This window comes from Acinetobacter sp. 161(2023), assembly GCF_037027805.1.
Lineage (GTDB): Bacteria > Pseudomonadota > Gammaproteobacteria > Pseudomonadales > Moraxellaceae > Acinetobacter.
In genome coordinates this window covers 125,034-138,047 of the sequence record NZ_JAZEYD010000007.1, presented here as the reverse complement: position 1 = coordinate 138,047, position 13,014 = coordinate 125,034, and the positions used below count along the sequence as shown (strand labels likewise).

At 39.6% G+C, this 13,014-nt stretch carries 12 protein-coding genes; 8 read left to right on the top strand and 4 right to left on the bottom strand.

The window, feature by feature from the left end:
- The first annotated feature begins 64 nt into the window (after positions 1-64).
- Complete coding sequence (locus WA249_RS08650) at positions 65-1,063, top strand: adenosine deaminase (RefSeq protein WP_336167896.1); 999 nt, start codon at positions 65-67, stop codon at positions 1,061-1,063.
- A gap of 43 nt (positions 1,064-1,106) precedes the next feature.
- Here WA249_RS08650 and WA249_RS08645 read toward each other — a convergent pair whose 3' ends face one another.
- Positions 1,107-1,664, bottom strand: coding sequence for a cytochrome b (locus WA249_RS08645; protein WP_336167894.1), 558 nt, complete (start codon positions 1,662-1,664; stop codon positions 1,107-1,109).
- Between the two features lie 236 nt (positions 1,665-1,900).
- Here WA249_RS08645 and WA249_RS08640 point away from each other — a divergent pair, with 236 nt between their 5' ends.
- Positions 1,901-2,290, top strand: a complete 390-nt coding sequence (locus WA249_RS08640; RefSeq protein ID WP_199964900.1) for a hypothetical protein — start codon at positions 1,901-1,903, stop codon at positions 2,288-2,290.
- 70 nt (positions 2,291-2,360) lie between these two features.
- Positions 2,361-2,927 (top strand): ribonuclease HII, encoded by a 567-nt coding sequence (rnhB, locus tag WA249_RS08635; RefSeq protein WP_336167891.1) that lies wholly within the window; start codon positions 2,361-2,363, stop codon positions 2,925-2,927.
- 67 nt (positions 2,928-2,994) lie between these two features.
- On the opposite strand, the gene csrA is transcribed toward rnhB, so the two are convergent.
- The 3 genes from csrA to alaS form a co-directional block, all read right to left on the bottom strand.
- The gene (gene csrA, locus WA249_RS08630) at positions 2,995-3,249 is read right to left on the bottom strand and encodes a carbon storage regulator CsrA (protein WP_336167889.1); all 255 of its coding nucleotides are present in this window, start codon (positions 3,247-3,249) and stop codon (positions 2,995-2,997) included.
- A 245-nt stretch (positions 3,250-3,494) separates the two neighbouring features.
- A complete protein-coding gene (locus tag WA249_RS08625; RefSeq protein WP_003652700.1) occupies positions 3,495-4,775 on the bottom strand; it encodes an aspartate kinase in 1,281 nt (426 codons plus the stop codon).
- A gap of 65 nt (positions 4,776-4,840) precedes the next feature.
- Complete coding sequence (alaS, locus tag WA249_RS08620; RefSeq protein WP_336168058.1) at positions 4,841-7,477, bottom strand: alanine--tRNA ligase; 2,637 nt, start codon at positions 7,475-7,477, stop codon at positions 4,841-4,843.
- 273 nt (positions 7,478-7,750) lie between these two features.
- Here alaS and gap point away from each other — a divergent pair, with 273 nt between their 5' ends.
- The 5 genes from gap (at position 7,751) to WA249_RS08595 (ending at position 12,971) form a co-directional block, all read left to right on the top strand.
- Positions 7,751-8,770, top strand: a complete 1,020-nt coding sequence (gene gap / locus WA249_RS08615) for a type I glyceraldehyde-3-phosphate dehydrogenase (RefSeq protein WP_336167887.1) — start codon at positions 7,751-7,753, stop codon at positions 8,768-8,770.
- A gap of 316 nt (positions 8,771-9,086) precedes the next feature.
- Complete coding sequence (locus WA249_RS08610) at positions 9,087-10,253, top strand: ATP phosphoribosyltransferase regulatory subunit (RefSeq protein WP_336167885.1); 1,167 nt, start codon at positions 9,087-9,089, stop codon at positions 10,251-10,253.
- Between the two features lie 62 nt (positions 10,254-10,315).
- On the top strand, positions 10,316-11,635 hold the full coding sequence (locus tag WA249_RS08605; protein WP_336167883.1) for an adenylosuccinate synthase: 1,320 nt from the start codon (positions 10,316-10,318) through the stop codon (positions 11,633-11,635).
- 121 nt (positions 11,636-11,756) lie between these two features.
- Positions 11,757-12,074, top strand: a complete 318-nt coding sequence (locus WA249_RS08600) for a hypothetical protein (RefSeq protein ID WP_133746483.1) — start codon at positions 11,757-11,759, stop codon at positions 12,072-12,074.
- A gap of 117 nt (positions 12,075-12,191) precedes the next feature.
- Positions 12,192-12,971, top strand: a complete 780-nt coding sequence (locus tag WA249_RS08595) for a M48 family metallopeptidase (RefSeq protein WP_336167879.1) — start codon at positions 12,192-12,194, stop codon at positions 12,969-12,971.
- The last annotated feature ends 43 nt before the right edge of the window (positions 12,972-13,014 follow it).

The window sequence follows — 13,014 nt, the reverse complement described above, 5'->3', positions numbered from 1 at the left end:
ATAAGAAGGAAATTATTAAAGGGTGTGCTTAATACACCCTTTTTTCTTTAGATGTGGAGTTAATATGAATCAAGTCGAGCTGATTCGCGCTTTACCAAAAGCCGAATTGCATGTGCATATTGAAGGGACTTTTGAACCTGAATTAATGTTTGCAATTGCCCAGCGCAATCAGATTCAGATTCCTTACAAATCTGTTGAAGAAGTAAAGCAAGCTTATAACTTTCATAATCTTCAATCATTCTTAGATATTTACTATGCTGGTGCGAATGTTCTTGTACATGAACAAGACTTTTATGATTTAGCATGGGCTTATTTTGAGAAATGTGTCGAAGATCATGTTGTTCATACAGAAATGTTCTTTGACCCGCAAACCCACACTGACCGTGGTGTTGCGTTCTCAACAGTGATTAGCGGTTTAAAGCGTGCTTGTGCAGATGCTAAAGCTAAGTTTGGTATCAGCTCTCAACTGATTATGTGTTTCTTACGTCATTTAAGTGAAGAAGCTGCATTTGAAACACTTGAACAGGCTTTGCCATTTAAACAAGACATTATTGCTGTAGGGCTTGATTCAAGTGAAGTAGGGCATCCGCCAGCTAAATTTGAACGTGTTTTTGCTAAAGCACATGAAGAAGGTTTCTTGATCGTTGCTCATGCTGGTGAAGAAGGTCCACCTGAATATGTATGGGAAGCTTTAGATCTACTCAAAGTAAACCGTATTGACCATGGTGTGCGTTCTGAAGAAGACGAACAATTAATGACGCGTTTAATTAACGGAAAAATGCCTTTAACAGTTTGTCCGTTAAGTAACTTAAAGCTATGCGTTGTTCAGGATATGAAAGACCATAATATCCGTCGTCTATTGCAAAAAGGCGTACACGTGACTGTTAACTCAGATGACCCTTCATATTTCGGTGGATATATGAATGATAACTTCTTTGCAATTCAGCAGGCACTAGATCTAAGTAATGATGAATTGAAACAGCTAGCAGTGAACTCTTTTGAAGCTTCCTTCATTTCAGATGAAGAGAAACAAAAGTGGATTGCAGAAATCCAGAAAATCTAAATAAAAAAACCGCCTGAGATAGGCGGTTTTTTTATATGTGTAATTACTTAGGTTGTTTGGTCATACTATTTAAAATATTGTCTTTATCAACAAAGTGATGTTTTAAAGCAGCAAGTACATGTCCAACAATAAGAAAGCCTGCAAACCAAGAAATATAAATATGTAAAGGTTTAACAATAGCTAAAAGCTCTGGGTTATCTTGTACTAAACGCGGAATTTCAAATAAATATAAAACAGGGGCAGGATGACCAGCGCTCCAGCTAAATAAACAACCAGTGACAGGTAAAGCCACCAAAATCACATAAAGGAATAGATGACCAATATGTGCCAGAGTTTTCATCATCGGAGACATAGTGTCAGGTAATTTTGGAGCTGGATGCGTATAGCGCCATAAAATCCGGATAATTACCAAAAAGATAATGGTTGTTGCAATATTCTTATGCAGCGTAATGACATCGCCTTTAAAGCTACCATCAACGTCATAACTTAAAAAATTTCCACTATAGAAGCCAATAGCCCATGCTGCGATGAAAATGATTGCCATCACCCAATGCAGGATTTGTGCGGTACGGGTGTAATACTGAGATGAAACAGCAGGCATAAAAAACCTATTTTTTTGTCGTTTTGATTTTCAATTTTATGAGAAAGCACTGATTTTGAGAAATGTTTTAAATGTAACAGAGCGTGCCAAAAACAGAACGGTTAAGGAGAAATGCATTTGATAACTGAGTTTTTTAGCGAAAAATAGATTGCATAAATGCATCAAATTATTTGTTTCTTCTAAAGTCGAGTTTAGGCACAATACGCGCTGCCAAGGTTCAATCAAAGGAAAAAATGATGAAAAAATTGATGCTCGCTCTAGCACCAGTTGTTTTAGCTTTAACAGCGTGTGCAACGACTACAGGTATGGGTACAGGCGCTAATTCTGCACAAACCACAACTCAACAGTTGGGTGTTGCTGCATTAAAAGTTGCTGTAAATGCGAAATGTATTACAGAGATTAATAATGTTTCGGCTTGGAAGACAGCAACAAAGCTTATGACTGCTGAGCAACGTGACAGCATTCAAACTAATGTTTGTGGTTGCGTGAGCGAAAAAGCACCAAATAGTGTGACAGCAGTAGAATTAGCTGCGGCTGCATTTGATGTAAATGCGCGTGCTACAATTGTAAACCAAGTAGTTTCTAATACTGTAAATGCGTGCGTGGCAGAAGCTTTACAAAAGTAATTAATGATTTTTGTATTAAAGAAGGCTGATTACTATTGATCAGCCTCTTTTGTTTAAAGGTGAAGAGTAAATGTTTATTGCTGGTGTAGATGAGGCGGGACGTGGGCCATTAGTAGGTTCCGTTGTGGCAGCGGCTGTTATTTTAGATCCCAATAATCCAATTGTGGGATTAAATGATTCTAAAAAATTAACTGAAAAGAAACGTGAAAAGTTGTTTATTGAAATACAAGAAAAAGCCTTAGCTTGGTCAATTGCAGAGGCTACGCACAATGAAATTGATGAATTAAATATTTTACAAGCGACTTTTTTGGCTATGCAGCGCGCAGTTGATGGTTTGAAAACTCAACCACAAAAAGTGATTGTAGATGGTAATCAAATTCCAAAAGGAATCATTATTCCTTGTGAAGCGATTGTTGGGGGAGATGCGAGTCATCCTGAAATCAGTGCTGCGAGTATTCTGGCAAAGGTTACACGTGATCGACAAATGCAGGAATTAGATCAACAGTATCCATTATTTGGTTTTGCCAAACATAAAGGATATCCAACCAAAGCGCATTTTGAAGCCATTGCAGCGCATGGTGTAATTGATCAGCATCGCCGTAGTTATGCACCTGTTAAACGTGCTTTAGGCCTATAAATACAACGTCCTAAAAAATTTAAAGCGACTATAAAGTCGCTTTAATTAGGGAGAGAATAACTTCATATTAACGATTGAAGTTTTTCTGTGCATAATTATCATCTTCAAAAGAAGCTTGATAATCTTGATCAATATGTTGAAGGTGTTCATGCATTGCACGTTCATGTTGAATACGTTGATAAATTTCTTCGCGATGAACAGAAACCTCTTTTGGTGCATTCACACCAATACGAACCTGGTTTCCTTTGACGCCAAGCACAGTAACACTGACTTGATCCCCAATCATTAATGTTTCCCCGACACGGCGGGTCAGAATCAGCATGTTTATCTCCTTGCTAAACGCTTAAAACTGCAATATTGGTACCCAAATAAAAGCTCAACCTCAGTTTTCAGTCAGATTCTAACAGAAATATGAGAACAAAGTCATATTTTGATAATCACTGCCAAAAAACTTTCCGTTTAATATAACAGAGCCGCTATAAAAAAAACTATAGCGGCTCTGTGTTTTATTTGATTATTGTCGGACAAGTAAACATTTTTTAATGAATTATTGACCGTTTGGTAAAATTAAGCGCGGGCGCTGCTTTCACCATGTTCACGATCTAAACCAAAAGCGGTATGTAGACAACGAACCGCAAGTTCAAGATATTTCTCATCAATAATGACAGAAACTTTAATCTCAGATGTTGAAATCATCAGGATATTAATGCCTTCGTCAGCAAGGGCAGTGAACATTTTGCTCGCTACACCCGCATGTGAACGCATACCTACACCTACGATAGACACTTTAACGATGTCATCACGTGTTGAAACTTCACGTGCACCAATATTTTTGGCAGTTTCGTTTAAGATCTTTTCAGCTTTCGCTAAATCAACACGGTTTACAGTGAAAGTGAAATCTGTTGTGCCGTCTTCTTCAACATTTTGCACTATCATATCGACTTCGATATTGGCATCACTTACTGGTGATAAAATTTTAGAAGCAATACCTGGTTCATCAGGTACACCTAAAATCGTTAATTTTGCTTCGTCACGGTTAAAAGCAATACCTGCAATAATTGGCTGTTCCATATTATCTTCCGCCTCAGTCGTAATGAGTGTACCTACATTTTCTTTAAATTCATCGTCAAACACGCCGTCGTTATCATTATCAAAACTTGATAATACACGCAAAGGAACTTGATATTTTCCGGCAAATTCTACTGAGCGAATTTGTAAAACTTTTGAACCTAATGAAGCCATTTCTAGCATTTCTTCAAAAGAAATACGGTCGATTTTTTTGGCTTTAGGAGCAACACGAGGGTCTGTGGTATAAACGCCATCTACATCTGTGTAAATTTGGCATTCATCTGCTTTTAAAGCAGCAGCAAGAGCAACACCAGAAGTATCTGAACCGCCACGGCCTAGAGTTGTGATATTTCCGTTAGCATCAAAGCCTTGGAAGCCGGCAACGACAATAACACGGCCTGCATCTAGGTCATTAGTCATGACATCTGTGTCAATAGACTCAATACGCGCCTTGGTAAATGCACTGTCAGTTTTAATACCGACTTGACGTCCGGTATAGGATTTAGCTTCCACACCAATCGAGTTAAGTGCCATAGCTAACATGGAAATCGTCACCTGTTCACCGGTTGAAACCATTTGGTCTAACTCGCGTGGGTCAGGTGTTTCGGTAATGGCTTTAGCGAGAGCAAGTAAGCGGTTTGTTTCACCACTCATTGCAGATACGACCACAACAACTTTGTGACCGTGATCATGCCAACGCTTAACACGACGAGCAACATTTAAAATGCGCTCGGGGGTACCCATAGAAGTACCGCCATATTTTTGAACGATTAATGCCATAGTTTTTCCATATAAGCCATGACCCTGAGAGGCTTTTCAGGGTCAGTTACACAAAAAGTGAAGTCTTATTTTTGTTCAAGCCATGCAGGTAATGCAGCAATAACTTGTCCAAACTTCTCGTTAAGTGGCGCGCCACCTTGTGCTAAGTCAGGTTTACCACCACCTTTACCACCTAACTCGGTTGCTAGATGCTTGATGATGTCACCTGCTTTTAGATTTGCAGTGTATTGTGATGCAACTGAAGCAAGCAGGCTAACTTTGTCACCCTCTACGCCAGCTAATACAATAACTGCATTCTCTAATTTTGATTTAACACTGTCGTGCAAGTTGCGAAGTGATTTCGCATCTACACCTTGAACAGTGGTAATAAGCGTTTGACGATCAGCAATCGTTTGTACCTGATCAATCAATTCTGACGCTTGGAAGTTTGCCAATTTCTGATTGAGCTGTTCAATCTGCTTTTGTAAGGCAGAAACCAATTCAACATTGGCTTGTACACGCTCTACAGTTTGGTCTTTCTGTGCTTTTAATAAGCCATTAATGTGCTGGATATCTGAATCGGTTTTTTGTACTACATCTAAAGCTTTAGTACCCGTAACTGCTTCAATACGACGTACACCAGCAGCTACACCGCCTTCAGAAGTGATTTTAAATAAGCCAATATCACCTGTACGCTTAACGTGAATACCACCACAAAGTTCGATTGAGAAGTTTTTCTCATCAATCACTGAACCCATAGCGAGAACACGAACTTCATTACCGTATTTTTCACCGAACAACATCATGGCACCTTTAGCTTTTGCCGCTTCGATGTCGAGGAGTTCAGTTGTTACTGCGGTATTTGCAATAATTTCTGCATTTACCAAACGCTCAACTTGTTGTAACTGTTCAAAAGTTACAGGTTGGTCATTTGCAAAGTCAAAACGTAAGATATCACTTGCAACTAAAGAACCTTTTTGTTGTACGTGTGAACCTAAGATTTGACGTAGAGCAGCATGTAATAGGTGAGTTGCTGAGTGGTTACGAGCTGTTGCCTCACGAATGTCTGCTTTAACAATAGCTTCAACGTTTTGATCGGCTTTAAGATTACCAACGGTCACAATACCTTGATGAACAAAGGCACCGCCTGACTTTTTGGTATCTTGAACTTCAAAAATACCAGTTTCGTTTTTGAAGATACCTGTGTCACCAATCTGACCACCACTTTCTGCATAGAAAGGAGTCTGGTTTAAAACGATAAGTGCTTCATCACCTTCAGAAACTTCATCAACTTGTACGCCATCTTTATAGATCGCTACAATTTGGCCTTGACCAGTGGTATTGATGTAACCGTCAAACTGGGTTTCGCCTTCAACTTGTACAATGCTGTTATAGTCAATAGCGAATTTACCAGCATCACGAGCACGTTGACGCTGTGCAGCCATTTCTACTTCAAAACCAGCTTCGTCAATAATAAAGTCACGTTCACGTGCAATATCAGCAGTTAAGTCTGTTGGGAAGCCGTAAGTGTCGTAAAGTTTGAAGACTGTCGCACCAGGAATAGTCTTGTCTTTTAATTGGGCAAGTTCACCTTCAAGTAGTTTTAAACCTTGCTCAAGTGTTTTAGCAAACTGTTCTTCTTCACGAACTAAAGTTGCTTCGATTACATCTTTGCGTCCTACAAGTTCTGGATAAGCATCACCCATAACTTCGATTAAAGGTTGCAACATTTTGTAGAAGAATGTACCAGTTGCACCAAGCTTATTACCATGACGCACAGCGCGGCGGATAATACGGCGTAGTACATAACCGCGACCTTCATTGCTTGGGTTAACACCATCAGCAATTAAGAAACAGCATGAGCGTGCATGGTCTGCCACTACACGTAAAGAAGGCTGACCTTCGTCTTCAATACCAATAATGTTTGCAGCAGCTTTTAATAAATGTTGGAACAGGTCAATATCATAGTTTGAATTAACATGTTGCAATACAGCAGAAATACGCTCTAAGCCCATACCTGTATCAACAGATGGAGCAGGGAGAGGGTGAAGTACGCCATCGTTCGTGCGGTTAAACTGCATGAAAACGTTGTTCCAGATTTCAATGAAACGGTCGCCATCTTCTTCTGGAGAGCCTGGTAAACCACCCCAAATGTGGTCACCGTGGTCAAAGAAAATTTCAGAACATGGGCCACATGGACCTGTATCGCCCATTGCCCAGAAGTTATCAGATGCGTATTTTTCGCCTTTATTATCACCAATACGGATAATACGTTCAGGTGCTAAACCAATTTCTTTATTCCAGATGTCATAAGCTTCATCATCGGTGTGATAAACGGTCGCATATAAACGGTCTTTAGGGAGAGCTAGCCATTCATCGCTAGTCAAAAATTCCCAAGCGAATTTAAGTGCATCACGTTTGAAATAATCACCAAATGAGAAATTACCTAACATTTCAAAGAATGTATGGTGACGAGCAGTATAACCAACGTTGTCTAAGTCATTATGTTTACCACCAGCACGTACACATTTTTGTGATGAGGTTGCACGTACATAGTCACGTTTTTCAAGACCTAAAAAGCAGTCTTTAAACTGGTTCATCCCAGCATTTGTAAATAATAGAGTTGGGTCGTTGGCAGGAACAAGAGAACTCGACGCGACACGTGTATGCCCTTGCGTCTCAAAGTAGCGCAAAAATGCTTCACGAATTTCAGCAGATGTCATTAAACGAGTACTCACAACCAAGTCACTCCATATTTTCGAATTTGGCTAAATGTATCATCAATGCTCGTTTGTTTTATGCCAAACCTTAGCATGTGATACGGGGCTTATTTTTTAAAAACGCTAAATTGTAGCGGAAAAACCCCACCGAACCAACGATTTTAAAAGGAATATCTTACAAAACTGTGATTTGGCTAAAAATCTATATTCAACTGGCTGTGACGTGCTTTACTATATGCCTTCTTTAGCCTGTAGTTTTGTAGATAAGGATAGGTCATGCAACGTATCGCCATTAATGGGTTTGGTCGAATTGGACGTAATGTTTTACGTGCATGGTTTGAGCATCCAAAACAATTTCAATTTGAAATCGTGGCGATTAACGATATAGCAGATGTAGAAACATTAGTGCATTTATTTAAATATGACTCAACACATGGCCGCTTCAATGGAAATGTTGAAATATTTATTGAAAATGAAAAAGTTTTTTTGAATATTCAGTCAAATCAACGAACTTTAAAAGTTGAAGTTTTAAAGCAAAAAGAACCAGAACTATTACCTTGGGCTAGTTTGAAAGTTGATGTCGTGCTTGAGTGTACTGGATTGTTCCGCTCTCATGCAGATGCAACGCGTCATTTGCGAGCAGGGGCGAAGCGGGTCATTATCGGTGCAGCACCTTTTGATCATGTCGATGCAGCCATTGTTTATGGTGTGAATCATCATGAAGTCAAAGTAACAGATCAGATTATATCAAGTGTTTCATGTACTACGCAGGCTTTAGTTCCATTGGTGAAAATCATTGATGATGCTTTTGGTATTGAAACCGCACTTATGACAGAAATCCATGCGGTGACAGCAGACCAATCTGTACTCGATCACGCGCATCGAGATTTACGTCGTGCTAGAGCGTCAGGGCAAAATATTATTCCGACCACGTCTAGTGCACTCGGTGCATTAAAACGTGTTATGCCTAAAATGGAAGACCGTATAGACGGTTATTCAATTCGGGTACCTACTATAAATGTAGCTGCAATTGACTTAACTTTTATCGCACAATCTCCAATTACGGTGCATCATATTAATGAATTGCTAATTAAAGCATCTCAAACAGACTATGCAGAAATTATGGCAGTAACAGATGAGCCATTAGTTTCCAGTGATTTTAACCATTCTCCTTATTCGCTTATTGTTGATTTAACTCAGACAATGGTGGTTGGGCATCAAGCTAAAGTATTTGCTTGGTATGATAATGAATGGGGCTATGCAAATCGATTATTGGATTTATGCGATTCTTTCTAAATGTGAATTTAAATCATTTAAGAAAGCTATTTAAAAATTAAATCTGATTAACTGGCAACAAGGTGATAGTTCAGTTATTGGCCCTTTCTTTGGTCTAAGAACTTTTGATTATAATTTAAGTGAGTGATAGTAAGATATTGAATACACTTGCTAATTCATAAAAACTTCTTTTTGACTTTAGAGTTTATTCAGAAAGATTTATGCAAATTGTCAGGTGCATGGCAGAAAGTATCATGCTACACTAAGAGAAATCGGGTGTGTTCCCGATTTTTTTATGTGGGGTCGTTCCACGTTGATCAGATTTTAGGCTTGAAATATGACCATTTCAGAGACATGGTTGCTGCCTGACGGGGTAGCAGATGTATTGCCGGAACAGGCACAAGTCATTGAAAAACTTCGCCGTGAAGCTTTAGATTTCCTCGCGGTGCGAGGTTATCAATTGGTATATACACCATTTATCGAATACATCGAATCGTTGTCTTCATTATCAGAATCAAATCAAGACTTAGATTTAGTAACTTTTAAGGTTATTGATCAGCTCTCAGGCCGTTTACTCGGTGTTCGTGCTGATATGACGCCACAAGTTGCTCGTATTGATGCACATGTAAGACCAGTTGAAGGCATTGCACGTTACTGTTATTCAGGGACTGTATTACATACTAAACCACAAAATTTCAATGCTACACGTGCACCTTTGCAATTAGGTGCAGAGTTATATGGCCACGATAGCATCGAAGCTGATGTTGAAATGGTCGATGTCATGCTGGGATTGATTGAGAACATCTATACTTTACAAGGCGCTCATTTAGATTTGGGCCATGTAGGGTTGTTTCGTAGTCTAGTAAAGTATGCTGGACTGTCAAAAAATGAAGAACATGAACTGTCTGATCTTTATCAAAGAAAAGCATTGCCAGAGTTAGCAGAATTTACTCAAAGCCTCAATATGGGTTCTGATTTCTATGCGCTTGGTCGTTATTCTAGTGATCTAGAAGCATTACAGACAAATTTAAGTGCCAATATCTTGCAAGATGCGGAATTCAAGTCAGCATTAGATGCACTTAAAACGACGCTTGAGCAAATTAAAGGTCGTTGGCCAAATCTCAATATCGGTATCGATGTTGTAGAGCTACGTAGTTATCACTATCACACTGGCTTAATGTACGCAGTATATGCGCCGAACCGTGCTGCGCCGTTAGCGCAAGGTGGCCGTTACGATGGTATTGGTGAGCACTTTGGTCGCGCACGTCCTGCTACTGGTTTCAGTTGTGATTTATATGCCTTGGGTGCAAATCAGTTCGCAGAGATCGAAACTGTTGTTGCTCCAAAAGGCTCAGAACAGGATTTACTCTCAGCAATTTCGAATGCACGAGCTCAAGGTTTACGTGTCGTTCAATTGTTAGGTAATGATGATTTAAGTTCTATTCCATACGCGACCCATCAACTCGTGGCGCAAAATGGTCAATGGAATATTGAAAAGATTTAAATGCCAACGGTAATTTTTACTGGTGGTTTCCAATTTTAACAGCATGATGTAATGAGGCTATTATGGGCAAAAATGTTGTGGTACTTGGTACCCAATGGGGCGACGAAGGTAAAGGTAAGATCGTCGACCTGCTCACAGATCAGGCGGCTGCGGTAGTACGTTATCAAGGCGGACATAACGCAGGTCATACTCTTGTCGTAGGTGGTAAAAAAACTGTATTGCACCTCATTCCATCTGGTATTTTACGTGAAAACGTATTGTGCTTAATTGGTAATGGCGTGGTACTTTCACCAGCCGCGTTAATTGAAGAAATGGGAATTTTGGAAGCGGAAGGAGTTCCTGTTAAAGAACGCCTTCGTATTTCTCCAAACTGTCCACTCATTTTGCCTAACCACATTGCACTTGATCAGGCACGTGAAAAGAAACGTGGTAATGCTAAAATCGGTACTACAGGTCGTGGTATTGGTCCTGCTTACGAAGATAAAGTAGCTCGCCGTGCAGTGCGTGTTGCTGATCTTGTTCGTGGTGGCGCGGCATTAGAAGAAAAACTTCAAGAAATGCTTGAGTTACATAACTTCCAATTAACTCAGTTCTACGGTGTAGAAGCTGTTAAATTTGAAGATGTATTGGCTCTTTGCAACCAATGGCGTGAAGTTCTTGCTCCATTAGTGGTTGATGTTACTAAAGTGTTGCATGACTATCGTAAAGACGGTAAGGCTGTAATGTTTGAAGGAGCTCAAGGCTCACTTCTAGATATTGACCACGGTACTTATCCATATGTTACAAGTTCAAATACAACTGCTGGTGGCGTAAGCTCTGGTTCAGGTATGGGACCTTTACATCTTGACTATGTATTAGGTATTACTAAAGCTTATACAACACGTGTAGGTGCTGGTCCATTCCCAACTGAATTGGTTTACGATGCAGCAGCTGATGCTGGTGACCCAGTGGGTAAACATCTTGGTACAGTTGGTCATGAATTTGGTGCTTCTACTGGTCGTCAACGCCGTTGTGGTTGGTTTGATGCTGAAATCCTTCGCCGTTCTGTAGATGTAAACTCACTTTCTGGTATTTGCTTAACTAAACTTGATGTTTTAGATGGTTTAGAAGAAGTGAAAATCTGTGTGGGCTATGAAAATACAGATTCAGGCTGTGTAGGTTCTTCTGATGCGGTTTCTTTTGAATGCTTGAAACCAATTTATGAAACTATGCCAGGTTGGAGCGAGTCGACTGTAGGTTTAACTAGCATCGAACAATTACCAGCAAATGCTTTGGCTTATGTGAAGCGTATTGAACAATTAATCGAATGTCCGATTGACATCGTTTCAACTGGTCCAGACCGCGCAGAAACAATTGTTTTACGTCATCCATTCTCTGCTTAATTAGCAAAGATTAAAAAGGCCTCCTGAAAGGGGGCTTTTTTATACCCGACTAAAGTGCAGTTTTTGTTTTATTCGATTCAGATTAAAACGTTAGATATAGATAAGGAATGATGGGCTCAGGATGAAGCTGCAACCAACTATTTCAAAAACAATTTTTTATTCTTTTTTATTTGCTATTGGTGGTTCTCCAACACTAGCGATGTTGGTCATTTATGGGCAAGAGTACCATGAAGATTTCTTTATGACTGCTTTTATGAGCTTGTCAGTATTGTTTGCTTGTGTGTTAATTCCTGTGGTGTTCATACAAAATAGTTATTTACTCTGGAAAAGAGAAAGTCCTAATCTTGAAGAGAAAGTTAAGACCTTAAGTCATATCTATCTTGGCTTAAATGTAATATGTTTGATTTTCTGGATTTATTTGATGACTTTATCTACTTGATCGTTACATAAATACTATGATCATGAAGAAATGAGACATTCAAAGCATAAGCGGGATTTCTTATAATAAGTGCAAAAGAATAAACAGCTTTTTTAACGATTTAGGTGATCCATGTTGATGAATAAAAAACTCTTTTTAAGCTTGTGTGCAGCAAGTGTGATGACCATTTCTGGCTGTGCAACCGTAGCTGATATGGCAGGCGCAGATACAGCGACGTTAAATGCTCAATCTGCTCAAGGTTTTAGTAAAATGGTGCAGGAAGCGCGTGGTAAAGGAACTTTGGATACAAGTTCAAGTACCTATAGCCGTATTAATGCTGTTTTTAACCGTTTAAGACCTTATGCAAACCAGATGAACCAGACTGGTCAGCCTTTTAGTTGGCAGTTGGCAGTACTGAAATCAGACACCATTAATGCTTATGTAGCACCAGGTGGTAAAGTGGTGTTCTACACAGGCATTGTAAATAAATTGAACCTGACTGATGCGGAAATTGCAGCGGTTATGGGGCATGAAATGACTCACGCCTTGGAAGAGCATGCAAAAAGTAAAATCGGCGCTCAGGCTCTCACTGATTTAGCTCTAGGTATTGGTCTAAGCTATGCGGGTAATAATGTCGGCCAACTTGGTACTGCTGCGGCTCAGTTAGGTTCGCAAGTAGGTGTAGGCTTACCATATTCTCGTAGCTTGGAAAGTCGTGCTGACCAAGGTGGTTTAATGCTGATGGCACGTGCAGGCTATAACCCAAATGCAGCGATTACATTGTGGGAAAAAATGAACAAGCTTGAAGGTGGCGGTGGTTCATCATTCTTGTCTACTCACCCATCTAATTCTCAGCGTATTGACGATATGCGTAAGAACTTGCCTGCGGCAATGGCAATTTATAATGGCCGTAAATAACATATAAATTGTTTATAGATAAAGAAAACGGATGCTTAAGCAT